Annotated in this window: 22 protein-coding genes and 1 pseudogene; 17 read left to right on the top strand and 6 right to left on the bottom strand. The window is 69.7% G+C overall.

What is annotated here, in order from left to right:
- The first annotated feature begins 1 nt into the window (after nt 1).
- From HHL11_RS25220 to HHL11_RS25230, 3 genes are read left to right on the top strand one after another with little or no spacing between them, the layout of a single operon-like run.
- Nucleotides 2-1,045 carry an aromatic ring-hydroxylating dioxygenase subunit alpha gene (locus HHL11_RS25220; protein WP_169421373.1) on the top strand — a complete coding sequence of 348 codons (1,044 nt, stop codon included), beginning with the start codon at nt 2-4 and terminating at the stop codon, nt 1,043-1,045.
- A 1-nt stretch (nt 1,046) separates the two neighbouring features.
- Entirely contained in the window at nt 1,047-2,210 is a 1,164-nt protein-coding gene (locus HHL11_RS25225) for an MFS transporter (RefSeq protein ID WP_169421374.1), read from the top strand.
- A complete protein-coding gene (locus tag HHL11_RS25230; RefSeq protein WP_205964646.1) occupies nt 2,207-3,547 on the top strand; it encodes a metal-dependent hydrolase family protein in 1,341 nt (446 codons plus the stop codon). The genes HHL11_RS25225 and HHL11_RS25230 overlap by 4 nt, the downstream gene beginning before the upstream one ends.
- On the opposite strand, the gene hisC is transcribed toward HHL11_RS25230, so the two are convergent.
- Nucleotides 3,544-6,246 carry a histidinol-phosphate transaminase gene (gene hisC / locus HHL11_RS25235; protein ID WP_240980465.1) on the bottom strand — a complete coding sequence of 901 codons (2,703 nt, stop codon included), beginning with the start codon at nt 6,244-6,246 and terminating at the stop codon, nt 3,544-3,546. The two genes, HHL11_RS25230 and hisC, sit on opposite strands and share 4 nt — an antisense overlap.
- A 167-nt stretch (nt 6,247-6,413) precedes the next feature.
- Between hisC and HHL11_RS25240 the strand changes: the two genes are divergently transcribed.
- The 8 genes and pseudogenes from HHL11_RS25240 (at nt 6,414) to HHL11_RS25275 (ending at nt 13,329) form a co-directional block, all read left to right on the top strand.
- Entirely contained in the window at nt 6,414-7,979 is a 1,566-nt protein-coding gene (locus tag HHL11_RS25240) for an ABC transporter substrate-binding protein (RefSeq protein ID WP_169421376.1), read from the top strand.
- A 13-nt stretch (nt 7,980-7,992) separates the two neighbouring features.
- Nucleotides 7,993-8,970 carry an ABC transporter permease subunit gene (locus HHL11_RS25245; protein WP_169421377.1) on the top strand — a complete coding sequence of 326 codons (978 nt, stop codon included), beginning with the start codon at nt 7,993-7,995 and terminating at the stop codon, nt 8,968-8,970.
- A complete protein-coding gene (locus tag HHL11_RS25250; RefSeq protein WP_169421378.1) occupies nt 8,967-9,851 on the top strand; it encodes an ABC transporter permease in 885 nt (294 codons plus the stop codon). The genes HHL11_RS25245 and HHL11_RS25250 overlap by 4 nt, the downstream gene beginning before the upstream one ends.
- Nucleotides 9,848-10,666, top strand: a pseudogene (locus HHL11_RS25255) (ABC transporter ATP-binding protein); the annotation flags it as partial. The gene HHL11_RS25250 and the pseudogene HHL11_RS25255, both read left to right, overlap by 4 nt.
- A 14-nt stretch (nt 10,667-10,680) precedes the next feature.
- Complete coding sequence (locus HHL11_RS25260) at nt 10,681-11,712, top strand: ABC transporter ATP-binding protein (RefSeq protein WP_169421380.1); 1,032 nt, start codon at nt 10,681-10,683, stop codon at nt 11,710-11,712.
- Nucleotides 11,709-12,185 carry a MarR family winged helix-turn-helix transcriptional regulator gene (locus HHL11_RS25265; protein WP_169421381.1) on the top strand — a complete coding sequence of 159 codons (477 nt, stop codon included), beginning with the start codon at nt 11,709-11,711 and terminating at the stop codon, nt 12,183-12,185. Before HHL11_RS25260 ends, HHL11_RS25265 begins: the two co-directional genes overlap by 4 nt.
- A gap of 106 nt (nt 12,186-12,291) precedes the next feature.
- Nucleotides 12,292-12,669 carry a COG4315 family predicted lipoprotein gene (locus tag HHL11_RS25270; RefSeq protein ID WP_169421382.1) on the top strand — a complete coding sequence of 126 codons (378 nt, stop codon included), beginning with the start codon at nt 12,292-12,294 and terminating at the stop codon, nt 12,667-12,669.
- A gap of 9 nt (nt 12,670-12,678) precedes the next feature.
- Nucleotides 12,679-13,329 carry a cupredoxin domain-containing protein gene (locus HHL11_RS25275; RefSeq protein ID WP_169421383.1) on the top strand — a complete coding sequence of 217 codons (651 nt, stop codon included), beginning with the start codon at nt 12,679-12,681 and terminating at the stop codon, nt 13,327-13,329.
- Between the two features lie 4 nt (nt 13,330-13,333).
- Here the strand turns inward: HHL11_RS25275 and HHL11_RS25280 are convergent, their stop codons facing one another.
- From HHL11_RS25280 to HHL11_RS25290, 3 genes are read right to left on the bottom strand one after another with little or no spacing between them, the layout of a single operon-like run.
- Nucleotides 13,334-14,389: an ABC transporter ATP-binding protein gene (locus tag HHL11_RS25280; RefSeq protein WP_169421384.1), complete on the bottom strand. Its 1,056-nt coding sequence runs from the start codon at nt 14,387-14,389 to the stop codon at nt 13,334-13,336.
- Complete coding sequence (locus HHL11_RS25285; RefSeq protein WP_169421385.1) at nt 14,386-16,587, bottom strand: ABC transporter permease; 2,202 nt, start codon at nt 16,585-16,587, stop codon at nt 14,386-14,388. Before HHL11_RS25285 ends, HHL11_RS25280 begins: the two co-directional genes overlap by 4 nt.
- Complete coding sequence (locus HHL11_RS25290; RefSeq protein ID WP_169421386.1) at nt 16,587-17,597, bottom strand: ABC transporter substrate-binding protein; 1,011 nt, start codon at nt 17,595-17,597, stop codon at nt 16,587-16,589. Before HHL11_RS25290 ends, HHL11_RS25285 begins: the two co-directional genes overlap by 1 nt.
- A gap of 589 nt (nt 17,598-18,186) precedes the next feature.
- Between HHL11_RS25290 and HHL11_RS25295 the strand changes: the two genes are divergently transcribed.
- The 5 genes from HHL11_RS25295 to HHL11_RS25315 all read left to right on the top strand — a co-directional run bounded on the left by HHL11_RS25295 (nt 18,187) and on the right by HHL11_RS25315 (nt 22,843).
- On the top strand, nt 18,187-20,244 hold the full coding sequence (locus tag HHL11_RS25295) for a hybrid sensor histidine kinase/response regulator (protein WP_169421387.1): 2,058 nt from the start codon (nt 18,187-18,189) through the stop codon (nt 20,242-20,244).
- A 173-nt stretch (nt 20,245-20,417) separates the two neighbouring features.
- Nucleotides 20,418-20,861 (top strand): outer membrane lipoprotein, encoded by a 444-nt coding sequence (locus HHL11_RS34970; RefSeq protein ID WP_169421388.1) that lies wholly within the window; start codon nt 20,418-20,420, stop codon nt 20,859-20,861.
- A 93-nt stretch (nt 20,862-20,954) separates the two neighbouring features.
- On the top strand, nt 20,955-21,317 hold the full coding sequence (locus HHL11_RS25305; protein ID WP_169421389.1) for a hypothetical protein: 363 nt from the start codon (nt 20,955-20,957) through the stop codon (nt 21,315-21,317).
- A gap of 2 nt (nt 21,318-21,319) precedes the next feature.
- Nucleotides 21,320-22,087, top strand: a complete 768-nt coding sequence (locus HHL11_RS25310) for a hypothetical protein (protein WP_169421390.1) — start codon at nt 21,320-21,322, stop codon at nt 22,085-22,087.
- Nucleotides 22,088-22,102: 15 nt separating this feature from the next.
- Nucleotides 22,103-22,843 (top strand): META domain-containing protein, encoded by a 741-nt coding sequence (locus HHL11_RS25315; protein ID WP_342593276.1) that lies wholly within the window; start codon nt 22,103-22,105, stop codon nt 22,841-22,843.
- Nucleotides 22,844-22,847: 4 nt separating this feature from the next.
- On the opposite strand, the gene HHL11_RS25320 is transcribed toward HHL11_RS25315, so the two are convergent.
- Nucleotides 22,848-24,437 carry a phospholipase D family protein gene (locus HHL11_RS25320; RefSeq protein ID WP_240980431.1) on the bottom strand — a complete coding sequence of 530 codons (1,590 nt, stop codon included), beginning with the start codon at nt 24,435-24,437 and terminating at the stop codon, nt 22,848-22,850.
- Between the two features lie 9 nt (nt 24,438-24,446).
- The gene (locus HHL11_RS25325; RefSeq protein ID WP_169421391.1) at nt 24,447-24,776 is read right to left on the bottom strand and encodes an SH3 domain-containing protein; all 330 of its coding nucleotides are present in this window, start codon (nt 24,774-24,776) and stop codon (nt 24,447-24,449) included.
- A gap of 150 nt (nt 24,777-24,926) precedes the next feature.
- Between HHL11_RS25325 and HHL11_RS25330 the strand changes: the two genes are divergently transcribed.
- On the top strand, nt 24,927-26,357 hold the full coding sequence (locus HHL11_RS25330) for a basic amino acid/polyamine antiporter (RefSeq protein ID WP_169421392.1): 1,431 nt from the start codon (nt 24,927-24,929) through the stop codon (nt 26,355-26,357).
- Nucleotides 26,358-26,370 lie beyond the last annotated feature (13 nt).

Raw genomic sequence — 26,370 nt, forward strand, 5'->3', positions numbered from 1 at the left:
GATGAACTTCCTGCGCAACGTCTGGTACGTCGCCGGCTGGGCCGACGAAGTCCCCGAAGGCAAGCTGCTCGCCCGGCAGGTCTGCGGCGAGAACCTCGTGCTGTTCCGCGACGGCGAAGGGCAGCCGAAAGCGCTGCTCGATCGCTGCCCGCACCGCTTCGCGCCGCTGTCCATGGGCAAGCTCTGTGACGGCGGCAAGTCCATCCAATGCGGCTACCACGGCCTGCGCTTCGACGGCGCCGGCCAGTGCGTGCACAACCCGCATGGCGACGGCCGCATCCCGGTGGCGGCCGTGGTGCGAAGCTTTCCCCTCGTGGAGCGCTGGAGCCTGCTGTGGGTGTGGATGGGCGATGCCGCGAAGGCGGACCCGGCGACGATCCCCGCCTTTCCCTTCCTCGACCCCGAGCACTTCGTGCTGGGCAAGGACAGCATGGAGATCGAGGCCAACTACGCGCTCGAAAGCGACAACATCCTGGACCTGAGCCACATCCAGTACCTGCATCCCGGCTCGCTGGGCAGCGGCAAGGCGGGCGAAGGCAAGACCGTGGTCACGCAGGAAGGCAACACTGTCTGGTCGCGGCGCTTCATCCGCGACGAGGTGCTGCCGGACTTCCTGTACCAGGCCGCCGGCTTGCCGCACGGCGCGCCGTGCGACCGCTGGCTGGACGTGCGCTGGGACGCCCCCGCCAGCATGTACCTGCAGGCGGACATGGGCCTGGCCGGGCGGCCGCGCGAGGAGAGCATGAAGAACGCGCAGGTGCACCTGTTCACGCCGGCCACCGAAACCCGCACGCACTACTTCTATGCGATGGGCCTGCCGAAGGCGATCGGGCCCGAGGCGCAGGAGATCGCGAACCGCAACATCGCCGGCCTGCGCCTGCCTTTCCTGCACGAGGACAAGCCGATGGTGGAGGCGCAGCAGCGCGCGCTGGGCAGCAAAGGCTTCTGGGACTTGAAGCCGGTGCTGCTGGACGTCGACGCGCCCGCCGTGCGCGCGCGCCGCGTGCTGGAGAAATTGCTGGCGGCCGAACAGGCGGAGGTGTGAGATGAGCAAGACGGAAACCCGCGGCGGCCGCTTCGCCCTGATGGTGGCGCACTGCGCCGGCATGGTGGACCTGGTGGCCTTGCCGATCTGGGTGGGCACCTTGATCGCTCGCTTCGGCTTCGACCCGCAGCAGGCCGGGGGGCTGGCCACGCTGTTCCTGGCCGGCGCCGTCGTCGCCAGCCTTTGGGTGGCGCCGCGCTTCCACCGCGTGCAACCGCGCTGGGTGGCCCCGGCCGCCTATGGGCTGGCGGCCATCGCCTTCTTCGGCTGCAGCCAGGCCACTGCTTTCGGCGCGCTGGCGCTGATGCACGTGCTGGGCGGGCTGGCCGCCGGCACGGGCCTGAGCGTGACGCACGGGACGGTCGGCCGCAGCGCGAACCCGCACCGGCTGTTCGGCATCATGGGCACCGCGCTGGGCGTGTTCGGCGTGCTGTTCATGGGCGCGACGCCGCAGGTGATCGCCGCGTCCGGCGGCTCGGCGCTGTTCCTGGTGTTCGGCGGCATCATGCTGGCCGCCTGCATCGTGACGGCGCTGCTGTTCCCGGACCACGCGCTGCCGGCCGCCACCGGGCACAAGACCCAGGCCCTGGCGCTGCCGCGCCAGGTGTGGTTCGGCATCCTGGGCATCAGCTGCATGGCGCTGGTGCAGGCGATGGTGTTCAGCTTCCTGGAGCGCATGGGCGCCGACCGCGGCTTCGGTGCGGGCGCGATCAATGCGCTGCTGATCGCGCTGGGCCTCATCAACCTGGTGCCGGGTGGCCTGGCCGCGGCCTTGCAGCGCAAGCTGGATGCGCGCAAGGTGGTGCTGGTGGGCGCGGTGCTGCAGGCGCTGCTGGCCCTGGTGCTCACCTGGAGCTCCGGTTTCGTGCCCTACGCGGCCGCCGGTTCGGTCTTCGTCGCAGTCGTGATCTTCAGCCACACTTTCTGCTTCGGCCTGCTCGCATCGCTGGATCGCAGCGGCCGCGCCGTCGCTGCCACGCCCGCGATGCTGATGGTGGGCTCCGCCATCGGCCCCATCCTGGGCGGTACGCTGGTGAAAGGCTTCGGCTATCCCGCACTCGGCGCCGCGGCGCTGGTGATGGACGTCGCCGCCTTCCTGTTCTTCTCGCGCCTGCTGCCCGCGCTGGCGGCGGCGCCCGCCACCACCCAGGAGTCCCTGTCTTGAGTTCCCGCACTTTCGTCCGCTGCGAGCGCCTGTTCACCGGTCTCGAAGACTCTGCCCGCCACGACCAGACGCTGGTCATCGAGGACGGTGTCTTCCGCTACGTCGGCCCGACGGCCCAGGCGCCCGAGAAGCAGCCCGGCGATACGCAGCTCGATGCCGGCAGCCACTTCGTCATGCCCGGCCTGGCCGACGCCCACACCCACCTCGTCTTCGGCAACGCCCGCAGCGAGGAGGACATCGACTTCTGGACGACGCCGGAATTCCGCGCGCTGCGCGGCCTGTTCTTCGCCCAGCGCGTGCTGGCCGCGGGCTACACCTCGGTCGTCGTGCCGGGCGATGCCGGCAACTGCAGCATCAGCGTGCGCGATGCCATCAACGCCGGCCTGTTTACCGGGCCGCGTATCGCCGCCAGCAGCAACGTCATCGCCAACCGCCACAGCCTCAACGACTGGTTCCCGGAGCACGTGGGCACGCCCGAGTACGTGACGGGCCGCCTGTGCACCACGCGTGAATCCCAACTCGCCGAGGTGCGGCGCCAGGCCAAGGCCGGCGTCGACTGCATCAAGATCGCGATGGATGGCACGCACTTCCGCGAGGACGGCACGCACATCGCCGCCTTCACGCAGGACGAGATCAGCGCGATGGTCGACGAGGCGCACCGCCTGGGCAAGAAGGTGGTGACGCACGCCTACGGCAAGGAGGCCGTGATGTACGCCGCGCGGGCCGGCGTCGACGTCATCAACCACGCCTTCTTCGCCGACGAAGCCTGCGCCGAGGCGATGCTGAAGTCCGGCAGCCGCGTGTCGCCCACCTTGACCTTCCTGCGCAACAACGTGGAGTTCTCGGCGGAGCACGAGCCCTCGGTGGGCTCCGGCTACAAGGCGGCGCAATTGCGCGTGATCGAGGTCGCCAAGAAGAACCTGCGCAAGCTGCGCGAGGCCGGCGTGCCTTTCGTGGCCGGCAGCGATTCCGGCTTTGCCGTCACGCCCTATGGCGAATGGCATGCGCGCGAGATCGAGATCCTGGTGGACTGGATCGGCTTCACGCCGGCGCACGCGCTGCGCATCGCCACTTCAGGGACCGCGGCGCTGCTGCCGCGCGGCCACCTGCTGGGCGCGATCGAGGCCGGGCGCAAGGCGGACTTCCTGTTCGTCGCCGGCGACCCGCTGGCCGACGTGAGCGTGCTGCAGCGGAAGGAAGCGATCGCGGCCGTGCACCTGGATGGCCGCGCAGTGCGCATCGAGGAGCGCAGCTACGACCCCTGGAAGGTGACGCACCTCGGCTCCCTGAAGTGGACCGAGGTGTACACGCGGGAGCGCGTGCGCGAAATGCGCTAGCGCTTCAGGTAATCCGCCAGCGCCGCGACCAGGGCCTCGTTGTCGTCCGGCAGCCCGATCGTGAAGCGCAGGTGGGTCGGCAGGCCGTAGGGGCCGAGCGGCCGCACCAGCAGGCCGCGGGACTGCAGGTAGGCGTTGACGCCTTCCGGTCCGCCGGTGATGCCCGAGAAATCGGCGGCCACGAAGTTGCCCCAGGACGGGATGAAGGGGATGCCCAGCTCGCCCAGCGCCGCCGACAGCCGCCGCTTGCCGGCCTCGTTCACTTCGTAGCTGCGCTGCAGGAAGGCTGCGTCGTCCAGCGCCGCGATGGCCGCGGCCTGCGCCGGCGCGTTGACGTTGTAGGCCAGCCGCGCGCGGTTCATCAGCTGCGCCACCTCGGCGCTCGCCGCCGCGAAGCCGACGCGCAGCCCCGCCATGCCATGCGCCTTGGAAAAGGTGCGCATCACCACGAGGTTGGGAAAGCGCTTCAGCAAGGCGAAGGCGTTCATGCGCGCGGCCTCGGGCAGGTACTCGGTGTAGGCCTCGTCCAGGACCACCAGCACCCGCGCCGGCATCGCTTCGAGGAAGCGCACGATGGCCGCTTCTTCCAGCAGGGTGCCGGTCGGGTTGTTGGGGTTCGCCACAAAGGCCACGCGGGTGCGCGGCGTCACCGCTGAGAGCATCGCATCGAGGTCGTGCCCGTAGTCGCGCGCGGGCACCACGATGCTGGCGCCCCCCGCGGACTTCACCGCATGCGGATAGCCGATGAAGGAGTACTGCGAGTACACCACCTCGTCGCCCTTGACGACGAAGCTGCGCGTCACCAGGTCGATCAGCTCGCTGGAACCGTTGCCTATCACCAGGCCTTCGGCCGCCAGCCCGAAGCGGCGCGCCAGCGCTGCTTTCAGCGGGGCGCCCGACGGGTCGGGGTAGGCGGCGAGGCCGGCCAGGCAGTCCCGCGCAGCGGCCATCGCCATGGGGCCGATGCCCAGCGGGTTCTCGTTGGACGCCATGTGGCGCAGCCGCGGACTCTCGGTACGGTGGACCGGCGCAGTTCCCGAGGCCGCGGTGGCCGCTTCGCCCAGCGGGTTGGCCGGCGCGGGGCGCGGCGCTTTCGAGAAGGTGTGGATCAAATGCCAGGGCCCCGGCATCGCGCCGACCCGCATCTCGATCAGCCGCGGGCCGCCTTGCGCCAGCGCGCGCTCCAGCGCCGCCGACAGGCCGGCTACGCTGTCCACGCTTTCGCCTTCGATGCCGAAAGCCGCCGCCAGCGCAACGAAGTCCGGGTTGGTGAGCGTGGTGTCGGTCTCGCGCTGGAACACGTTCTGCTGGATGCGCCGGACGTTGCCGAAGGCGCCATCGGCGAAGACGACGATCGCCAGGTCGGGCCGGTACTTGGCCGCGGTCGCCAGCTCCTGCAAGCCCCAGCCGAAGCCGCCGTCGCCGCTGATCGAAACCACGCGCCGCCCCTTGCTGCCCAGGGCCACGCCCAGGCTGGTGGGAAAGCCGTAGCCCAGCGTGCCCTGGTAGCCCGGGCTGACCAGCGTGCGCGGCGCCTGCACCGGGTAGGCGAAGTTGGCCGCATAGCCGACCTGCGTGAGTTCGCTCACCAGGATGCCGTCGTCGGGCAGCGCCGCGCGAATGGCCGCGAGGATGGAACGCTGCGGTTCGACGTAGGCAACCTGTTCGTCGCACCAGGCGCGCACGGCATCGAGGTCGTGGCGCGGCGCGGACGCCGGCACCGCATCGAGCGCGTCGGCAAGCGCGTCCAGCCCCGCGGCCGCGTCCCCGACCAGCGCGAGGCCAGGCGCGCGCGGAGCGCCCGTGTGCGCCGGATCGATGTTGAGGTAGATGTACTGGACGCCGGCGGCAGCGTGGGCCGGGCGGCCGATGGCATCCATCGCCCGCGAGCCGGCGACCAGCACCACGTCGGCATGCGGAAGCACGCAACGGCCGCCGAGATTGAGCAAGGCCAGCGGATGGCGCTGCGGCAGCGCGCCGCGCCCGTTGTCCGTCATCACCACCGGCGCGCGCAGCTTCTGCGCCAGCCGCTCGAGCGCCTGCGCGCCCTGCGCGGCCAGCACGCCGCCGCCGGCCCAGATCACCGGCGAGCGCGCGGCGGCCAGCAGCTTTGCGGCCTCGGCGACGGCCTCGCGCGCAGGCGCCTGCGGAGCGGCCGGTGCGGCCGCCTCGCATAGCTGCACCTCGCCACGGGCTTGCAGCACGTCGGGCGGGATCTCCAGCGCCACCGGCCGCGGATGGCCGCTGCGCATCTGCACGAAAGCCTCGTGCACCAGGCGCGGAATGTCCGCCGGCGTGCGGGCGAGCGCCGACCACTTGGTAACGCTCTTGAGCACCTCGGACTGCCCGGGCACTTCGTGCAGCATGCCGTAGCCCTGGGCTAGGGTCGCGGAAGGGATCTGCCCGGCGATGCACAGCACGCGCGAGGAACACGCATAAGCCGTTGCCAGCCCCGACAGCGCGTTGAGCACGCCCGGCCCGGGCACCACCATGCAGACGCCTTCGCGGCCCGTGGTCCGCGCATAGCCGTCGGCCATGTACGAAGCGGCCTGCTCGTGGCGCGGCACGATGAAGCGGATGCGGTCGGCAACGTCGATCAGCGCATCGGTCGCCCAATCGAGCTGCACGCCGGGAATGCCGAAGATGTCGGTGACACCTTCGATCACGAGTTGTCGCGCCAGGGCCTGGCCGCCGGTCATTTCCACTGCGTCTCCATTCGTCTTGTAGCCCGGGATAACCCGCATGCCGGATGCCCGAAACCGCCGCGATAAAAGTTGACAGTGTGAAGCATCTCAATAGAATCATTTCGCCGATGCTTAACTTTGTCAAGCATCGCGGCGACCACGAAAAACCAGGAGACAAGCGCATGGTTCCCTCTGCCCTCAAGGCGGCCGCGGCGTTCGCCCTAGCCGCCGCCTGCGTGCACGCGCAGGCCGCCGAACTCAAGCTGGCCATCGCCACCGACGTCACGTCGATGGACCCGCAGTACGCCAACATCGCCGGCAACGTGCAGGTCTCGCGGCACATGTTCGAGTCGCTGGCCGACCTGGACGCGGACGGCCGGCTGGTGCCGCGCCTGGCCGAATCGTGGCGGCGCACGGAGGCTTCGGTGTGGGAGTTCAAGCTGCGCCCCAACGTCAAGTTCCACGACGGCTCCACGCTGACGGCGGAAGACGTCGTGTACTCGGTGGGCCGCCCCGCCACGCTGACGTCTTCGCCGGCGACGCTCAACGGCTTCCTGAAGGACATCACCAAGGCCGAGGCCCTGGACGCGAACACGGTGCGCTTCACCACGGCTACGCCGCTGGCCGTGCTGCCCAACTACCTGGCGATGGTGCCCATCGTCTCCAAGCACGCGACACAGGGCCTGAAGCCCGAGGACTTCGAGACCGGCAAGGGCATGGTGGGCACAGGCCCCTACCGCTTCGGCAAGTTCCTGCGCAGCGACCGCATCGAGATGACGCGCAACGAGGCCTACTGGGGCAAGAAGCCGCACTTCGACAAGGTGACCATCCGCATCATGCCGAACAACCCGGCACGGACGGCCGCACTGCTGTCGGGCGAAGTCGACGCGATCGCGGTGGTGCCCACCGCCGACGTCGCGCGCATCAAGCAGAACCCGAACATCACCTTCTATACCAAGCCGCTGGCGCGCCACACTTTCTGGACGCTGAACCAGGCTTCGGACGCGCTGCCGCAAGCCTTCGACCACGACGGCAAGCCGCTCACGTCCAACCCCTTCAAGGACGTGCGGGTGCGCAAGGCCTTCTCGAAGGCGATCGACCGCGAGGCCATCGGCTCGCGCGTCATGGACGGCCTGGGCGTGCCCACGCAGAACCCCGTGCCGGCCACCATGTTCGGCTACAACCCCGACCTCGCGCCGGAGAAGTACGACCTGGAAGGCGCGAAGAAGCTGATGGCCGAAGCGGGCCTGCCCAATTGCTTCAAGCTGTCCATCTTCGCGCGCAGCGACAGCCATCCGACCGATTCGGCGCAGGCGCAGGCCGTGGGCCAGATGCTGTCGCGCCTGGGCTGCAAGGTGAGCGTCGAAGTGGTGCCGACCAGCGTGTTCTTCACGCGTGGCAACAAGCTGGAGCTGCCGATGCTGCTGCTGGCGACCGGTGTCGACGGCGGCGACCTGGGCGTGACGCTGGAATACCTGTTCAGCAACCCCACCAACAACCCGTTCCGCAAGGTCAACATGCAGACCTACGATTCGCCGGCCTTCTGGAAGCCACTGCGCGAAGCGCTGGCGCTGAACGACGAGCAGGTCCGCGAGCGCAAGTACCGCGATACGACCCGCGTGCTGCGTGACGAGGTCGGCGTGATTCCCACCGAGCTGATGGTGGGCACCTGGGCGGCGCGCAAGGGCGTGGTGCTGACGCCCCGCGTCGACGAGCGCACCTACGCCTTCGAAGCCTCCGGCAACTGAGGGCGCGCGACACGTGGTCCTGTTCCTGTTGCGGCGCCTGGGCCAGAGCATCCTCGTCCTGTGGCTGATGTCGGTGATCGTCTTCGCCGGCATCTACCTGGTCGGCGACCCGGCATCGATGATGATCCCGGACAGCGTCACCCCGGAAATGCGGGCCCAGATGATGTCCGCGCTGGGGCTGGACAAGCCCGCGCTCGCGCAGTACCTGGACTTCGCGGGGCGCGCGGTGCATGGCGACATGGGCAAGTCCTTCGCCACCGGGCTGCCGGTGTCCACCTTGATAGCGAGCCGGCTCACCGCGACGATGGAACTGGCGGTGGCCGCCACGCTCATCGCGATCGTGGTGGGCCTGCCGCTCGGGCTGGTGGCAGGCCGCTGGCCGGAGACGGTGGCGGGCCGCGCGCTCACGTTCCTGTCCTCGCTGGGTTTCAGCCTGCCCACCTTCTGGCTCGGGCTGATGTTGATCATGGTCTTCTCGGTCCACCTGGGCTGGCTGCCTTCCAACGGTCGCGGTCCCACCACCGAGTGGCTGGGCCTGCAGGTGAGCTTCCTCAGCTGGCAGGGGCTGCGCCACCTGCTGCTGCCCGCGCTGAACCTGGCCCTCTTCAATGCAGCGATGGTCCTGCGGCTGGCGCGCTCGGCGACCCGCGAGGCGCTGCTGACCGACTACGTCAAGTTCGCGCGCGCCAAGGGCATAGGCAATGCGCGGCTGATGGGCGTGCACGTGCTGAAGAACATCCTGATCCCCATCGTCACCGTGGTCGGCATCAACTTCGGCGGGATCATCGCCTTCTCCGTCGTCACCGAAACCATCTTCGGCTGGCCCGGCATGGGCAAGCTCCTCATCGACTCGATCAACGCGCTCGACCGCCCGGTGGTGCTGGGCTACCTGATGTTCGTGGTGGTGATCTACCTGCTGATCAACCTCGTCGTGGACCTGCTGTACTCCTGGCTGGACCCGCGCATCACCCTGAGCGCGAGGGCTTCATGAGCGCCACTGCCGAAACGCCGCTGCGGCGCCTGTGGAGCGAGTTCACAGCCAGCCGCCTGGCCTGCGCGGGCCTGGCCGTGACCGCGCTCATCGTGCTGGTCGCGGTGCTGGCGCCGTGGATCTCGCCGCAGAACCCTTACGACCTGCAGCAACTGTCGGTGCTGGACGCGCGGCTCCCGCCCGGCACCAGGACCGCCGAGGGCGTGCGCTACTGGCTGGGCACCGACGACCAGGGCCGCGACATGCTGTCGGCCATCTTCTATGGCCTGCGCATCAGCATGATGGTGGGCCTGCTGTGCACCGCCATCGCTGCTGTCGTGGGAACGGCGCTGGGGCTCGCGGCGGCCTGGTTCGGCGGCGCCATCGATGCCTTCATCATGCGGCTGGCCGACACGCAGCTGGCCTTTCCCTCCATCCTGATCGCGCTGATCTTCCTGGCGCTGTTCGGCAAGGGCGCGGACAAGATCGTGCTGGCGCTGGTGCTCGTGCAGTGGACCTATTACGCGCGCACCGTCCGCGGCTCGGCGCTGGTGGAGTTGCGCAAGGAGTACGTGGAGGCGGCGCGCGGGCTGCAGCTGCCGCGCGCACGCATCCTGTTCGCGCACATCCTGCCCAACTGCCTGCCGCCGCTGCTGGTGGTGGCGACCGTGCAGGTGGCCATCGCCATCGGGCTGGAGGCGACGCTCTCCTTCCTCGGCCTGGGCCTGCCTGTCACCGAGCCCTCGCTGGGCCTGCTGATCTCCAACGGCTACGGCTACATGTTGTCCGGCAATTACTGGATCAGCTTCTTCCCTGGCGTCGCTCTGCTGGTCGCGGTGCTGGCCATCAACACCGTCGCCGACCAGCTGGCCGACGTGCTGAACCCGAGGCTGAAGCGATGAGCGAGCCGCTGCTCGAAGTCCAGGGGCTGAGCACCCATTTCGACGTCCGCGGCGGCACCGTGCGCGCCGTCGACGGCGTCAGTTTCAGCCTGGGCCGCGGCGAAGTGCTGGGCCTGGTGGGCGAGTCGGGCTCCGGCAAGTCGCAGACCGGCTACTCCATCATGGGCCTGGTCGATCCGCCCGGCAAGGTGGTTGCCGGCAGCATCCGCTTCGAGGGGCGGGAGCTGGTGGGCCTGCCGTCCGAGCAGTTGCGCGCGCTGCGCGGCAACCGGATGGCGATGATCTTCCAGGACCCGATGATGACGCTGAACCCGGTGCTGCGCATCGGCACGCAGATGGCCGAGGCGGTGCTGGCCCATCGCAAGGTCGGTCGCGCTCGCGCGCTGGAGGAGGCGCATCACGCGCTGGAGCGCGTGGGCATCCCCTCGGCCGGCGAGCGCCTGCGCAGCTACCCGCATCAACTGTCAGGCGGCATGCGCCAGCGCGTGGTCATCGCGATCGCGCTGCTCAATTCGCCGAAGCTTTTCATCGCCGACGAACCGACCACGGCGCTGGACGTCACGATCCAGGGCCAGATCCTCTACGAGATGCAGAAGCTCACGCGGGAGACCGGCGCCTCGCTGATCTGGATCACGCACGACCTCGCGGTCGTCGCGGCGCTGGCGCAGCGCATCTGCGTCATGCACAAGGGCAAGATCGTCGAACAGGGCGACGTGGACCAGGTGCTGCGCGCACCCGTGCACCCTTACACGCGCGGCCTGATGGATTCCATCCCCAGCCGCAACCCGCGCGGCCAGCGCCTGCGCACCATGCCGGCCTTCGAAGCACCATGACGCCGCTGTTCGAACTCCAGGGCGTCACCAAGACTTTCGCGCGTCCCGAGGACGCCGTCGCCCGCTTGCGCGCGCGCCTGGCGGGCCAGCCCGCGGCGCGGCGCGTCACCGTGCTGCACGAGACCGACCTGGCCGTGGCGCCGGGCGAAGTGCTGGGGCTGGTGGGTGAATCCGGCTGCGGCAAGTCCACGCTGGGCCGCGTTGCCGCCGGCCTGCATGCGCCCGACACGGGCCGGCGGCTCTGGGATGGTGCCGACGTGGCCGCCATGCCGCCGGCGCAGGAGCGCGCGACCGCGCTCGGCATCCAGATGATCTTCCAGGACCCGCATGCATCGTTGAACCCGCGACGGCGGGTCGGGGATGCGATCGGCGAGGCGGCTGGCGTGCACGGCCTGCTGGAAGGCGCGAGCCAGGCCGACTTCGCGGCCGAACTGCTGCGCCAGGTGGGCCTGGACCCGGCCATGGCCGACCGCTTTCCGCACCAGTTCTCCGGCGGCCAGCGGGCCCGCATCGGCATCGCCCGTGCGCTGGCGGTGCAACCTCGCTTCCTGGTCTGCGACGAGTCGGTGGCCGCGCTCGATGTCTCGGTGCAGGCGCAAGTGCTGAACCTGTTCATGGACCTGCGCGAGCGCAAGGGCCTCACCTACCTGTTCATCAGCCACGACCTGAGCGTCGTGCACCACCTGGCCGACCGGGTGGCGGTGATGTACCTCGGGCGGCTGGTCGAGGTCGCGCCGACGGCGGAACTCTTTCGCGAGCCGGCGCATCCCTACACGCGGGCGCTCCTGGACAGCGTCCCGCGGCTCGACGCCGGCAACACGGTCTTCCAGCCCCTCAAGGGCGAGATCGCCTCGCCGCTCGCGCCCCCTTCGGGCTGCGCTTTCCACCCGCGTTGCCCCCACGCCATGGCGGTGTGCCGCGAGCAGCAGCCCGCGCTGCAACCCGTCGCCGCGGGGCGCTTCGCTGCCTGCCATCTCGTGCCGGCCTGTGGCACAGTTCCTTCCACCGATTCGCAGTCCGCACCATGACCTCTCCCGATGCCGCCAGCTCGATCGCCGAACTCGCCGCGTATCGGCTGCAGCGCGCGACCTTCTACGCGACCAAGCATGGCCACCTCGCCTTCGCCCGCAAGTTCGGCATCACGGGTGTCGAATGGCGTTTGATGGGAACCATCTCGCTGTTTGCGCCCATCGCCATGCTGCCGCTGTCCGAGGAAGCGGACGTGCAGTTGGCGCAGGCCCACCGCACCATCACTTCGCTGGCGGAGCGCGGCCTGGTGCGCTGCGAGGGCGACGTGAAGGACAAGCGCAAGGTGATGCTGTCGCTGACGCCCGCCGGCAAGAGCCTGTACCGCAAAGCCTTCAACGAGGCCAACCAGCGCAATCGCCGCCTGCTGTCGTCGCTGACCGACAAGGAATGCCTGGCGTTGTTCGCGATGTTGGACAAGATCGCCGCCGAGGGCCGGGTGATGCTGGAGGAAGAGCGCAAGGCTTCGGCCTGAGCGCCGCTTTCGCCAAATCCTTCACGCGCGCGATGGAATAAACGGGGCCCTGCCAGCGTTCATGCGGATAGGCGCTGCATTCCGCGGCGCGCCGAGGAGCCTCCGCATGAAGAAACTGTTGCCTTTCGTGTTGCTGTCCGCCGTGCTCGTCGCCGGCTGCGCGACGACCTCCGTGGCCGAAGCGCCCGCGCAGATGCGCGAGGGCATGCTGGCCAACGCGCAGGGCCTGACGCTCTACACCTTCGACCGCGATGCCATGGGCAGCGGCAAGTCCGCCTGCAACGGCGATTGCGCCGTGAAGTGGCCGCCGCACCTGGCGCGCTCGGACGACCGGCCGCAGGGCGACTACACCATCGTGGCGCGCGACGACGGCCGCCGCCAGTGGGCCTTCAAGGGCAAGCCGCTGTACACGTGGCCGGAAGACCAGGAGCCGGGCGACAAGTACGGCGACAACTACAACAAGGTCTGGCACATCGTCCACTGAGGCCTCGCCATGCAAGCCAAGCTCATTCTGCTGGCCGCCGGCATGCTCGCGGCTGTGGCGACGCAGGCCGGCGCGCTCAAGGTCACCGTCCTGGACAAGGAAGGCAAGCCGGTGCCCGACGCCGTGGTGGTGCTGGCGCCGGCGGCGCCGGGCGCGCCCAAGCCGCTGCCCACACACGTGACGATCTCGCAGGAGAAGATGCGTTTCGTGCCGGCGGTGTCGCTGGTGGCGGTGGGCGCGCAGGCGACCTTCGTCAACAACGACCCGTGGGAACACCACGTGCGCGCCAGCGCCGCCGGCCTGCACAGCTTCGACGACGCGCCGGGCGGCGGCTTCGAGCTGCGGCTGGATGGCAAGGCCGCCGGCAAGCCGGCCGCCGTCGCCGAAGGCCGCTTCGACAAGGCCGGCCCGGTGCTGCTTGGATGCCACCTTCATGCGTCGATGAAGGCCCACGTCTTCGTGAGCGACACGCCCTGGGCGGCGCTCAGCGACGACTCCGGCCAGGCGAGCTTCGAGGCCGTGCCCGAAGGGCTGGTGCGCATCAAGGTCTGGCAGGCCGACCAGTTGCTGGACCTGCCGCCGCAGCAGCTGACGCTGACGGCCGCGCCGGCGGCGGCGTCGGTGCAACTGCAGGTGGTGCCGCGGCGGCGACGGGTCTGAGGCTTCAGCCGCCGGACTGCGGCACCACCGACACGCCGTGCGTGGCGAGCCGCAGGCCGACGCGGTCGCCGGCTTGCCTGCGCGTGGACAGGTCCGGCGACACCACGAACAGCTTGCCCAGCGGCGTCTCGACGAGGTATTCGACGACGCTGCCCAGGTAGGCGGATTTGCTGACGGTGCCCGCGAGGCCGGAGGCCTCGTCGGCCGGCCCCAGCAGCCAGGCTTCCGGCCGCACCGCGACCTTCACCGGGCCGGTGGCCACGCGCGTGCGCGGCGCCACCTGCAAGGGTCCCAGGCGCACGCTGCCGTCCGCCTGCGCCATCGCTTCGAACAGCATGGCCTCGCCCATGAAACCCGCCACGAACTCCGTGGCCGGGCGTTCGTACAGTTCCTCGGGCGTGCCGCGCTGGGCGATCACGCCGTGGTCCATCACGATGATGTGGTCGCTGACGGCCAGCGCCTCGCTCTGGTCGTGCGTGACGTAGGCGACGGTGAGCTGCAGCCGCTGCTGCAGCGCGCGGATCTCCTCGCGCATTTCGCGGCGCAAGCGGGCGTCGAGGTTGGACAGCGGTTCGTCGAACAGCAGCACCGCGGGCTCCAGCACCAGGGCGCGCGCAAGCGCGACGCGCTGCTGCTGGCCGCCGGAGAGTTCGCTGGGCGAGCGCTGGTCGAAGCCGACCAGACCGACGTTGGCCAGCGCCTCGCGCGCCCGCGCAGCGGCTTGTGCCTTGGGCACGCCCGACATGCGCAGGCCGTAGCCCACGTTCTCCAGCACGCCCATGTGCGGGAACAAGGCGTAGCTCTGGAACATCATGCTGACGTTGCGCTCGGCCGGGCCCAGCGTCGTCACGTCGCGCCCGGCGATGAAGATGCTGCCCGCGCTCGGCGACTCCAGGCCGGCGATCATGCGCAAGGTGGTGGTCTTGCCGCAGCCCGAGGGGCCGAGGATCGTCGTGAGCGTGCCTTCGGGCACCTCGAAGCTGATGCCCTTGACGGCCAGCGGCGCTGCCGGGTCGGCGCCGTAGCGCTTGCTGACGTTGCGGAATTCGATGCCGTTCATGCGATGGCCTGTTGTGCGATGCCGGCCCGGCGGCGGCCCAGGCGCCGCTCGCCGACGGCGAACTGGATCAGCGCGATGGCCAGCGACATGAGCACGATGAGGACGGTGCAGTAGGCGAGCGCCACGCCGTAGTCGCCGTTGCCCACCCGGCTGATGATGTAGGTGGTGGCCAGGTCGTTCTCCGCCGTGACGAGGAAGATCACCGCGGACACGGTGGTCATCGCGCGCACGAAGCTGTAGATCAGCGCCGCGACCAACGCAGGCTTCAGCAGCGGCAGCACCACGTGCCGCAGCGTCTGCGCCGTGGAGGCGCGCAGCATCAGCGAGGCTTCGTCCAGCGAGCGATCGAGCTGCTTGAACGCCGCGGTGCCCGCGCGCACGCCCACCGGCAGGTTGCGGAACACGAAGCACAGCACGATGATGAGGCCGGTGCCGGTCAGCTCGAAGGGCGGGACGTTGAAGGCGGCGATGTAGCTCACGCCCAGCACCGTGCCGGGGATCGCGAAGGCCAGCAGCGCGGCGAACTCGAAGAAGCCCTGGCCGCGGAACTGCGTGCGTGCCAGCAGCCAGGCGACCAGCAGGCCCAGGCCCGCCGTCAGTGGCGCGGAGATGGCCGACAGCTTCACCGTCGTGAACAGCGAGTTCCAGGCCGTGCCGGCCCAGACGATGCCGTATTCACCCCATTCCAGCGAGAAGGCCGTCTTGAAATGTTGCAAGGTCGGCGTGTAGTTGCGGCCCCAGGTCTGCACCAGGCCACCCATGAAGGCGAAAGCGTAGATCACCACCGTGAACAGCAGCCACGGAATCGCCACCGAATACACCGCGCGCCGCACGCCATCGGGCAGGGGCATCGCCAGGCCCGCATCGCCCTTGCCGCTGACCGTGGTGAAGCTGGTGCGCCCGAGCAGCGCGCGCTGCAATGCGAACACGCCCAGCGCGAACAAAGTCAGCACCCAGGCCAGCGAAGCCGCGCGGCCCGGGTCGTTCTGCGCGCCGACGATGGCGAAGAAGATGTCGGTGGAGAGCACCGAGTACTGGCCACCCACGACGACCGGGTTGCCGAAGTCCGCGATGCTTTCGATGAAGCCCACCAGGAAGGCGTTGGCCAGGCCCGGCTTCAGCAGCGGCAGCGTGACCGAGAAGAAGGTGCGCGACCGGTCCGCGCGCAGGGTCTGCGCGGCTTCCTCCAGGCTGGGCGCCACGCCCTGCACGACGCCGCGCATGATCATGAAGGCGATCGGCGTGAAGGCGAACAGCTGCGCGATCCAGATCCCGAGCAGCCCGTAGAACCAGCGGGTCGGCTCCAGGCCGAACAGGTGTTCCAGCAGCTGGTTGACGATGCCCGCGCGCCCGAACAGCAGGATCAGCCCGAGGCCGACCACGAAAGGCGGCGTGATGATGGGCAGCAGCGCCAGCACGCGCAGCGGCCCTTGCCAGCGGCGCGGGCCGCGTTCGGCCAGCAGCGCGAGCAGGGTGCCCAGGCAGGTGGTGCCGGCGGCCGTCAGCAGCGCCAGGAACAGCGTGTTCCAGGCCACGCCGCAGCGGGTGCTGCCAACCAGGCAGCCCAGGCCCCAGATGCGCTCGTTGCCGATGCGCTGGTAGATCGCCAGCAGCGAGAGCCGGCCGTCCTCGTCGAAGAAGGCCGAAGACAGCGCGCGCGCCACCGGGTAGCCGATGAACAGCAGCAGGAGCAGGCCGGCGCCCAGCACGCTGGCCGCGACGAAGGTGTCGCCGCGGAAGAAGCCCAGGCGTGCGAGGCCGAAAGCGGTGAGCACCGTCAGCGCGACGAGCACCACGCAGGCGCCGGCGCCCATGCCGAACTGCTGCACGGCCAGCTCGCCGAAGGCGCGCTCCATGAAGGCGAAGGACCAGCCCTTGGCCCCGATCAGGAAACCGCTGGCGAACAGGCCGACCAAGCCGATCAGGCCGCCGGCGAGCAGCCAGCGCCCTTGCTTCCGTCCCGCCGGCTGCCCCAGCCCGCTGGCGGCAAGCACCAGGCCGATCAGGCCGACCAGCAGCCACTTGCGTCCGTGCAGCAAGGCCTGCACCACGCCATTGGCGGTCTCCGGTCCTCCGAAGACCTGGGGAATCGCTTGCCACCAGCCGGCGTCCTGGATCGCGTACCAGGGCAGCGCCACGTATCCCAGCAGCCCCAGCACCACCCACAGCCGGATGGCGAGGCCCGAGTCGCGGCGCATCAGCGTGGCAGCGAGTTGACTTCCTTTTCCCAGCGGGCGATCAGGCGCTTGCGCTCGGTGCTGGCGCCGTACTTGGCGTAGTCGTAGTTGATCAGCTTGATCTTGCGGAAGTCAGGCACGTTCGCGTCGACCTTGGCGGCCTTGTTGCTAGGCAGCTGGAACTGCTTGGCCGCGGCCGCGAGCTCCTGCGCGCCGGGCGTCAGGCAGAACTCGTAGAACTTCTTCGCGGCTTCCAGGTTGCGCGCGCCCTTCACGATGCTCATGGAGCCGATCTCGGCGCCGGTGCCTTCCGCCGGGGTGATGGTTTCCAGCGGGAAGCCGGCCATCTTTTCCTGCGGGCCGTCGTGCACGAAGCTGATCGACACCGCGGTCTCGCCGCGGGCGACGGCCTTGATCGGCGCGGTGCCGGAGCGCGTGTACTGGCTGACGTTCTTGTGCAGGCCCTTCAGGTAATCGAAGGCCTTGTCCTCGCCCATCAGCTGCACGAGCGTCGCGATCATCGTGTACGCGGTGCCGCTGGATGCCGGGTTGGCCACCTGGATGTCGCCCTTGTATCCGGGCTTCAGCAGGTCGGCCCAGGCCTTGGGCACGGGCAGCTTCTTCTTGGCCAGCAGCTCCGGGTTGTAGCCGAAGCCGAGCGGGCCCGAGTAGATGCCCACGGTCTTGTAGCCAGCCTGCCTGGCCTGCTGCTGCGCCCACTCGTGCAACTGCGGCAGCGAGGCGGACTTGTATTCGAGCGTCAGGCCCTGCTCCGCGGCCTGCAGGTGCGGGTCGCCCGTGCCGCCGAACCAGACGTCGGTCTTCGGGTTGTCCTTTTCGGCGATCAACTGCGCGAGCGCCTCGCCGGAACCGCGCAGCGACATGTTGACCTTCACGCCGGTGGTGCGGGCGTAGACGGTGGACAGCATGTTGCACCACTCGGCCTGCACCGAGCAGATCACGTTCACTTGCTGGGACCAGGCGGCGGTCGTGCCGATCGCGAGGACGGCGGCGAGGAGAGTCTTCTTCATCCCCGCGAGGGTAGGCAATTGTGACAGTTTTGTGACAGCGGAAAAACCCGTGCCACGAACACCTCGACGCGAACGCGTCGAGGTGAAGCGGCCGGGCGCTCAGCCCTGCGTCACGGCCAGCACCAGCCAGGCCAGCACGTAGGGCGACAGCACCGCAGCGCAGGCGTACATCAGTTCAGCCGCGCTGAGCCGCGGCAGGTCGTTCATCATCTTCATGGCAAATCCTTGATCGGTTGGCGCGTGCGCCAGCGCTCCCCGCGACAGGCGCGGTGAGTGGGCACGCAGAATGGAAACGAGGCAGCGAAAGCCGCGACGCTAACGATCAGGAACCAGGGAAGAAGGCAGGCGCCAGCGGCGCGGACGGCCGAGGGCAGGGGCAGCGGAAGGCAGGAGGCGCCTTGCGTCTGGCCCGGCCTGAAGGACGGGTTTCAACATGGGGTCTCTCCGAGGAGGGACGCTCGCCACTGCGGCAAGCGAGCCCCTATTTTACCAAGCGCGGCGATTTCCTGCTCGAGCCTGCCTGTAGGACCCTGCCTCTGCCTTGCGCCGGTGAGCCCCTTTCGGCGCGCAACCGGGCTAACCTCGAAGCATGCTCCCGCCGTTCGTCTTCGAGTCCGTGTTCGACCAGTCGCCGGTCGGCGAGTACCTGCTTTCCGCCAGCGACGACCCGGTCATCCTCGCCGTCAACGACAGCTTCCTGCACGCCTCCGGGCGCACGCGCGAGAGCCTGTTGGGGCAGCGGCTGTTCACGGTCTTCCCTGGCGACCCCCAAGACCGCGGCGACACCGGCGTGGCCGCCTTGCGTGCTTCACTGGCGCGCGTGATCGCAACCGGACGCAGCGATGCGCTGCCGGTGCAGCGCTATCCCATCCGCAGCCAGCGTCCCGACGGCAGCGAAGCTTTCGAGGAACGCTACTGGACTGCCGTCAACATTCCCATCTTCGACGCCGCCGGCGCACTGGTCTGCATCGCCCACCGCACCGACGACGTCACGGAGCAGACGCGCGTCACCGAAGCGCTGAAGCGCGGCACCGCGCGCAAGTCGCTGCTGCTCGCACTGGCCGACCGGCTGCGGCCGCTGACTTCGCCGGACCAGATCGCGCGTACGGCGTCGGCCATGCTCGGCGAATGGCTGCACATCACGCGCGTCACCTACGTCGAGGTCGACGACACCAGCGGGACCTTCGTGCAGCGGCACTGGACCCGCTCGCAAGGCGATGCGCCGGCGGAGCGGCGCCGGCTGGAGGAGTTCGGGCCGGAGATCATCGCCACGCTCCGGAGCGGCGTGCCCCTCGTGATCTGCGACGTCCGCACGGACCCGCGCACGGCTGCGCACGCCGGCGCCTACGCCAGCATCGGCGTGCGCTCCAACCTCGCGATCCCGCTCGTCAAGTCGGGCCGCCTGATCCTCGTGCTGAGCCTGCAGCACGACGAGGCCCGGGCGTGGAGCGACGCCGAGATCGAACTGGCCATCGAGGTCGCGGAGCGCACCTGGTCGGCCGCGGAGAACGCGCGGGCGCAGGAGGACCTGCGCGAAGCCAGCCGCCGCAAGGACGAATTCCTGGCGATGCTGGCGCATGAGTTGCGCAACCCGCTCGCACCCATCAGCGTGGCGGCCGAACTGCTGGCGCGCCAGCCGCTGGACGAAGGGCGCCGGCAGAAGACCAGCGCCATCATCACGCGCCAGGTCCGCCACATGACGGGCCTGGTCGATGACCTGCTGGACGTGTCGCGCGTCACGCGCGGCCTGGTGACGCTGGAAGAGGCGCCGCAGGACATGAAGGCCATCGTGGCCAACGCGGTGGAGCAGGTGCGGCCGCTCGTGGAGGCGCAGCGGCACCAGCTGACGATCGAACTGCCGCCGGCCAGCGCGCATGTGCTCGGGGACGCGAAGCGGCTGGTGCAGGTGCTGAGCAACCTCCTGAACAACGCAGCCAAGTACACGCCGCCGGGCGGCCACCTGCAGCTGACGGTGTGGGTGGACGGCAAGTGCGTCTGCGTGCGCGTCCAGGACGACGGCATCGGCATCGCGGAGGAATTGCAGCCGCGCATCTTCGACCTGTTTTCGCAGGCGGAGCGCACGCCTGATCGCTCGCAGGGCGGCCTGGGCCTCGGGCTGGCGCTCGTGAAGAGCCTGGTCGAACTGCATCGCGGGTCGGTGCGCGTGTTCAGCGAGGGCAAGGGCCAGGGCACCTGCTTCACGGTGACCCTGCCGCGCCTGGAGCACGCGGGCGGCGGCGGCGGCGCGCATGCCGAGCCATCGCGGCACCAGAACGGTTCCGGGCTCGACGTGCTCGTGGTCGATGACAACGAAGACGCGGCGGAAATGTTGAAGCTCCTGCTGGAGACCGCGGGCCACCACGTGCGCGTCGCCTACGACCCCGTCCGCGCGCTGCAGCAGGCCGAGGCGCAGCCGCCGCAAGCCGCCTTCATCGACATCGGGCTGCCGGCCATCGACGGCTACGAGGTGGTGCGGCGCCTGCGTTCGCATCCGCGCACCGCGCGCGGCATGTACGTGGCCCTCACCGGCTACGGCCAGGACGCGGACCGCCGCCGCGCACTCGCAGCAGGCTTCGACGAACATCTCGTGAAGCCTGCCGATCCGGATCGGATCATGGCCTTGCTGGACAAGCTCGTGCCAGCGTGAACGGCGCCGTGCCTGGAACACTCTGTCCTTCCGGAGACCCGGCATATGCAAGGGTCTTCACGGCCTAACGTCCCATAGACCGGCGTCCATCGCTTCGGCAATCTGCATCTCCCCTGTCGTCAGCAGGTGGTTTCCTGGCGGCACCGTCCAACAACTGGAACCATGGAGATGCAATGGCGATTCGATTCATTTCACGCCTGCTGGCGGCCGTGATGTCTCTCGCAGTCGTTGCGTGCGCGCAGCCCGGCTTCGGGCCTGACCAGATGAGCATCACGCAGGGAACCATCGAGCAGATCACTCCGACACAGATCGAAAGCTCCGGAAACATGGGCGTCGGCGCGGTGCTCGGCGGCATCGCCGGCGTCGGGCTCGGCAGCCTCATTGGCGGCGGCACCGGGCGCGACGTCGCCATGGTCGCGGGCGCCATCGGCGGCACGATGGCGGGGCAGGAGACGCAGCGCCGCTTCAGCTCGCCGGTGGCGGGCCAGCAGATTTTCGTGCGCACGGATTCCGGCGTGCTCGTCGAAGTGACGCAGCAGGCGGACATGAGCCTGCGAGTCGGCCAGCGCGTGTTCGTCCAGGGCAGGGGCGACGCCGCGCGTGTGGTTCCGCAGTGAGGCAGGGCATTGCCTCTGACCCGCGGAACTTTGACTGCCTTTGAGCCGTGTACTAAGTTCTGAGCACCCGGTCGTCTCCAGGAAGGAAGGCTTATGAAATCCCTTGCATACATTGCCTCGCTGGCCTTGCTGGCCGGCAGCACGTTCTACATCGGCGTTCCGCGCGCGGCGGCGCAGGACTGCAGCGATCCGCGCGTCAACACCGCAGCTTGCCAGCGTGAACGCGGCGCGGCGACCCAGGCGAAGTCCCAGGGCAAGCTGGCGACGAAGGGCGAAGACCAATACCAGGCCAACGCCTTGAAGCGCTGTGAACGCCAGCCCGAAGGCGCCGCCCGCGAATCGTGCCACCAGCGTGTCATGGGCACGGGCAACACGACCGTTTCGGGCAGCGTGAAGGGCGGCGGCGAACTGCGGACGAACGAGATCACGGTGCCTGCGGGCGAGATGAAGAACTGACGTTGGCCAGCAGACAAGCAGGCGTCGGCTGGCTGGTCGTGGCGATCTTCGCCGCCGGCCTCGTCCTGGAATGGCTGCATCCGCTGCCGCAGCCGGGCGCCTACCATGACTTCGCCGACGCGCGGCGCTGGCTCGGCGTGCCGAACGCCGCCAACGTGCTGTCCAACGTGCCGATCTCGCTGGCCGGCATCGCGCTGCTGGCGCAGGTGTTCGGGCCCGCGCAGGCAGGCCGCGCGAAGAGTCCCGGCCTGGTGGTGGCGAGCATCGGCCTGGTGCTCACCGGCATCGGCTCGGCCTACTACCACTACGCGCCGGGCGATGCCACGCTGATCTGGGACCGGCTGCCGCTGGCCGTGGTGTTCGCCGGCGCGGTGCTGACCGCCTGGGCCTGCTCCGGAGTGGGCGCGCCCTCGCAGGCGGAGGCGGCGCTCGTGGTGCTGGCTTCGCTGTGCAGCGTCGCCTTCTGGGTGTACCTCGGAAGCCTGTGGCCCTACGTCATCCTGCAGTTCGGCAGCCTGCTCGGGCTGCTGGTCCTGGCGGCGCGCAATCGCCTGGTGCCGGCCCGCGCGTGGTGGACCTTGATCGTGCTCTATGGGCTGGCCAAGGTCTTCGAACTCCTCGACAAGCCGATCTGGGACCTGACCGGCCAATTCGTGTCGGGCCACACGCTCAAGCACCTGGCGAGCGCGGCAGCCGGCGCCTGCTTCCTGTGGATCGCGGCACGTGCGCCTGCGCTGGCGTCGCGCGTGCCGCGCCTGCGCCAGGCCTGAAAGAAAGAGATTGCCGTGACATCGCTGCTTCGCTCCGCCTGGCTGGCCTTGCTGCTGTGTGCCTGCGCCGCTGCGCCAACGGGCGGCGCGAGCAGCCCCAGCCTGGGCGCGTACACCTGGGACCTGGCCAGCGTCGTCGATGCGCGCGGCCAGGCGGAAACCGGCTGGCAGTTGCCGGGGCGACCGGCGCCGAAGCTGAGTTTCCAGGACGACCGGGTCAATGTCCTGAACCTGTGCAACGTCATCGGCGCCGGCTATGCCACCGACAACGGCGCGATCAAGCTCGGCCAGGCGGTCGCCACGCGGCGCGCCTGTGCCGAGCCGGGCCTGATGGCGCTGGAACAGCGCATCGGCGCACGCCTGCCGCAGGTCCGCCGCTACGAGATCCGCTCGACGCCGGGCGCAGCGCCGACGCTGGTGCTGCAGTTCGAAGACGGCGGCCGCTGGGAACTGGCCGGCACGCCGACCCCGGCCACCCGCTTCGGCGGCCCGGGCGAGCGCGTGTTCATGGAAGTGGCGCCCATGGAAGTGGCGTGCCCTTCGGGCGGCGGCAGCTGCCTGTCGGTGCGCGACATCCGCTTCGACGACCAGGGCCTGCGCACCTCGATCGGCGAGTGGCGCGTGTTCCAGGACCAGATCGAAGGCTTCACGCACGTGCCCGGCACGCGCAACGTGCTGCGCATGTACCGCTATGCCAGCGGTGGCCGCAACTACTACGTGCTCGACCTGGTGGTCGAATCCGAGCAGGTGCGCTGAGCGCTCACAGCAGCGATTCGATGGGCAGCAGTTCCAGGAACCACACCGTCGCGCGCTGGCCCCAGCTGGTGAGCGGCTCGGTGGCCAGCACCTGCGGCGGGTCGCTCGCCTGGTCCACCCACAGCAGCGCGCCCGTCGCGGGGGCTAGCCGCAGCTGCCAGCTGTTCATGGGAATGCGCCGGTCGAAGACCTCCACCAGCTCGCGGGCCAGCGCCGGGCTGTCGATGATGAGGCCGAGTTCGGTGTTCAGCCGCGCCGAGCGCGGGTCGAAGTTGAAGGAGCCGACGAAAGCGCGCTCCCCGTCGACGCCGAAGGTCTTGGCATGCAGGCTGGAGCCGGAACTGCCCGAGCTGCCCGATACGCGGAAACCGTCATCGCTGCGCTCCGCTTTCGGCGGCGCCGGATCGGGCTTGCGCTCGTACAGCACCACGCCGGCCGCCAGCAGCCGTTGCCGATGGCGCGCATAGCCCGAATGCACGGCGGCCACGTCGGTGGCGGCCAGCGAATTGGTGAGGATGCGCACCTGGACGCCGCGCTGCGCCAGCGCCACGAAGTAGTCGGTGCCGGCGTCGGTCGGCACGAAGTAGGGCGAGACCAGGTCCACCGATCGCTTCGGCACGCCGATGGCTTCGGTCATGTGGGCCAGCATCAGCTGTTCGGGCTCGGCCTGGCCGAGAGCCTTGGACGGCGGGTCCACCAACAGGTGCGCCGGCGCCCACACCAGCGGCAGCCGGTTGCCGAGGGCGGTGCCGGGCGGCAGCAGGTCGCGCACGGACTGCTTGTAGACGGCGGCCCGCTCGGAGCGGTCGATCAGCGCTTCGCGCGCCTGGACGGCCGCGACGGCAGCTTCGGTCGGTGGCGGCACCAGCGCGGCGATCGGATAGGACGAGGCGCTGGCCCAGAAGTCGTCGAAGGACTGCGACACCGGCGCGACGACCGCGCCGGTCGCGACCACGTCGAGGTCGGAGAACAGCACGCCATCGGTGGCGCCGAAGTACTCGTCGCCGACGTTGCGTCCGCCCACGATGGTGACGGCGTTGTCGGCCGTGAAGCTCTTGTTGTGCATGCGCCGGTTCAGGCGCGAGAAGTCGGTGAGGAAACCCAGCGGCTTGAACGAGCGGAACACGAAGGGGTTGAACAGGCGCACCTCGATGTTCGGGTGCGCGTCCAGCACGCTCAGCTCCTCGTCCAGCCCCGCGATGCCGTTGTCGTCCAGCAGCAGCCGCACGCGCACGCCGCGGTCGGCGGCGGCATGCAGCGCTTCCAGCAGCAGGTGGCCGGTGGTGTCGCCGCGCCAGATGTAGTACTGCACGTCCAGCGTGCGCTCGGCGTGCTGCGCCAGCTGCATGCGCGCCGCGAAGGCCTCGTGCGCGTCCGCCAGCGCGTGGATGCCCGTCAGCCCGGGGTGGGCCGCGGCGGCGCCATCGGCGGCGCGCCCCAGCGTGGTGGCGCTGGCCTCGGCGGCCGGCAGCGCCTGCGAGCGGCTGCGCGGCTCCAGGGGCGGCAGCGCGCACCCGGCCAGCAGCGCCGCGAACACCAGCCCGGCCGGCCACTTCGCGGCGCGGGCCAGGCGGGACTCCCAGGCGGCCTGCATGCGGCGCGCTCAGCCCACCGGCCGCGGTTGCCGCTCCCTCTGCTTGGGATTGCGGATGATCGGCACCCGGTTGCGCACCGAGGGTTGGAGGAAGCGCGAATCCACCCAGCCGCGTGCGCGCCGGGTATCGACCTCGCACCATTGCCAGCCGTTGATGCAGCCGCGGACCGTCACCGAAGTGCGCACCGGCAGCACCGTCAGCACGAGGAACTGCGTCCCCGGGCCTTCGCGCACGTTGAGCGGACGCGTCGTCGAGGCCGTGGCTGCGGACGCGGCCAGTGGCGCGGCGAGCAGGGCGGCGACGAGGATTCGCCGGGCGGGCGAACTGGGATGGGCCATGCGTCCTCCTGGGTGCGATCGGGGTCGGCGGGCAGCATGGCACGGGTCGCTTGCGGGATGCAAGTGCCTGCCGCACAATGCCCTCGCAGTCGCCAAGGGCCTTCCGGCCCGATAACAATTTCCAGAACCACGCGCAGGTGGAGAGGGGCAATGGTGGCTCGGCAAGACCAGAAGCTGTCCCGCAGCGCCCTGGTCGGCCTCGTGGTGGGTTCCATGGTCGGCGCCGGCATCTTTGCCGTGCCGTCGAACTTCGGGCAGTCGACCGGCGGCCTCGGCGCGATCATCGCCTGGGGGATCGCCGGCGTCGGCATGCTGATGCTCGCCTTCGTGTTCCAGACGCTGGCGCAGCGCCGGCCAGACCTCGACACCGGCATCTATGCGTATGCCCGCGAAGGCTTCGGCAGCTACCTCGGTTTCGCCACCGCGGTGGGCTACTGGATGGGCGCGTGCCTCGCGGACGTCGCGTGCCTCGTGTTGATCAAGGCCACGCTGGGGCAGTTCTTCCCCGTGTTCGGCGACGGCACCACGGTGGCGGCGATCGCCGGGGCTTCGGTGCTCCTGTGGGCAACGCACTGGCTGGTGCTGCGCGGCGTCAAGCAGGCTGCGGCTCTGAACACCATCGCGACGGTCGCCAAGCTCGTGCCGCTCGCGATCTTCATCGTCGTTGCCGCCGCGGCTTTCGAGGCCGACGTGTTCGTGCTCAACTTCCGCGGCGATGACGCGCTGGGCCACACGAGCCTGGCGGCGCAGGTGCGCGGCACGATGCTGGTGACGGTGTTCGTCTTCGTCGGCATCGAGGGCGCCAGCGTCTATTCGCGCTACGCCCGGCGGCGCGAGGACGTCGGCGCGGCCACGGTGCTGGGCTTCCTGGGCGTGCTGTGCCTGCTGGTGCTGGTGACGCTGCTCTCGTACGGCGTGCTGCTGCGGCCCGAACTGGCGGCGCTGCCGACGCCGGCGCTGGCCGGCATCATGGCGGCCATCGTCGGGCCCTGGGGCCGCGCCTTCATCAGCGTCGGGCTGCTGATCTCGGTCCTGGGCAACTACCTGTCATGGTCGCTGCTGGCCGCGGAGGTGATGCACTCGGCCGCGAAGAACGGCGTGATGCCCGCCTTCCTGGCGCGCGAGAACGCGCGCGAGGCGCCCATGGCGGCGCTCTGGCTCACCAACATCGTCATCCAGGTCTTCCTGGTGCTGACCAACTTCGCCGAGTACGCCTTCACGATGGCGCTGAAGATGACCGGTTCGATGACGCTGCTGCCTTACCTGCTGGTGGCGGCCTACGGCTTGAAGCTGGCGTGGACCGGCGAGACCTACGAGTCGGCGCCGCACGAGCGCCGGCGCGACCAGTGGCGCGGCGGCGTGGCCACCGTGTATGCCGCGTCGATGCTGTGGGCCGGTGGCCTCAAGTTCCTGCTGCTGTCGGCCATCCTGTACGCGCCGGCGACGGCGCTGTATGCGCTGGCGCGGCGCGAGCAGGGCGCGCGCATCTTCAGCGTGCCCGAGCTCCTTGTGTTCCTCGTCCTCGTGGCCGCCGCGGCCGCGGGCGCAGTGGCGCTGCACAACGGCGCGATCAGCATTTGAAAGGAAGAAAGCA

This window comes from Ramlibacter agri, from assembly GCF_012927085.1.
Taxonomy (GTDB): Bacteria; Pseudomonadota; Gammaproteobacteria; order Burkholderiales; family Burkholderiaceae_C; genus Ramlibacter; species Ramlibacter agri.

Excerpts from the sequence above, each read along its gene's own strand:
- HHL11_RS25295 (WP_169421387.1), top strand. The coding sequence starts at position 18,187 with ATGCTCCCGCCGTTCGTCTTCGAGTCCGTGTTCGACCAGTCGCCGGTC.
- HHL11_RS34970 (WP_169421388.1), top strand. The coding sequence starts at position 20,418 with ATGGCGATTCGATTCATTTCACGCCTGCTGGCGGCCGTGATGTCTCTC.
- HHL11_RS25220 (WP_169421373.1), top strand. The coding sequence starts at position 2 with ATGAACTTCCTGCGCAACGTCTGGTACGTCGCCGGCTGGGCCGACGAA.
- HHL11_RS25225 (WP_169421374.1), top strand. The coding sequence starts at position 1,047 with ATGAGCAAGACGGAAACCCGCGGCGGCCGCTTCGCCCTGATGGTGGCG.
- HHL11_RS25285 (WP_169421385.1), bottom strand. The coding sequence starts at position 16,587 with ATGCGCCGCGACTCGGGCCTCGCCATCCGGCTGTGGGTGGTGCTGGGG.
- HHL11_RS25270 (WP_169421382.1), top strand. The coding sequence starts at position 12,292 with ATGAAGAAACTGTTGCCTTTCGTGTTGCTGTCCGCCGTGCTCGTCGCC.
- HHL11_RS25250 (WP_169421378.1), top strand. The coding sequence starts at position 8,967 with ATGAGCGCCACTGCCGAAACGCCGCTGCGGCGCCTGTGGAGCGAGTTC.
- HHL11_RS25265 (WP_169421381.1), top strand. The coding sequence starts at position 11,709 with ATGACCTCTCCCGATGCCGCCAGCTCGATCGCCGAACTCGCCGCGTAT.
- HHL11_RS25240 (WP_169421376.1), top strand. The coding sequence starts at position 6,414 with ATGGTTCCCTCTGCCCTCAAGGCGGCCGCGGCGTTCGCCCTAGCCGCC.
- HHL11_RS25320 (WP_240980431.1), bottom strand. The coding sequence starts at position 24,437 with ATGCAGGCCGCCTGGGAGTCCCGCCTGGCCCGCGCCGCGAAGTGGCCG.
- hisC (WP_240980465.1), bottom strand. The coding sequence starts at position 6,246 with ATGACCGGCGGCCAGGCCCTGGCGCGACAACTCGTGATCGAAGGTGTC.
- HHL11_RS25280 (WP_169421384.1), bottom strand. The coding sequence starts at position 14,389 with ATGAACGGCATCGAATTCCGCAACGTCAGCAAGCGCTACGGCGCCGAC.
- HHL11_RS25260 (WP_169421380.1), top strand. The coding sequence starts at position 10,681 with ATGACGCCGCTGTTCGAACTCCAGGGCGTCACCAAGACTTTCGCGCGT.
- HHL11_RS25330 (WP_169421392.1), top strand. The coding sequence starts at position 24,927 with ATGGTGGCTCGGCAAGACCAGAAGCTGTCCCGCAGCGCCCTGGTCGGC.
- HHL11_RS25275 (WP_169421383.1), top strand. The coding sequence starts at position 12,679 with ATGCAAGCCAAGCTCATTCTGCTGGCCGCCGGCATGCTCGCGGCTGTG.
- HHL11_RS25305 (WP_169421389.1), top strand. The coding sequence starts at position 20,955 with ATGAAATCCCTTGCATACATTGCCTCGCTGGCCTTGCTGGCCGGCAGC.
- HHL11_RS25325 (WP_169421391.1), bottom strand. The coding sequence starts at position 24,776 with ATGGCCCATCCCAGTTCGCCCGCCCGGCGAATCCTCGTCGCCGCCCTG.
- HHL11_RS25290 (WP_169421386.1), bottom strand. The coding sequence starts at position 17,597 with ATGAAGAAGACTCTCCTCGCCGCCGTCCTCGCGATCGGCACGACCGCC.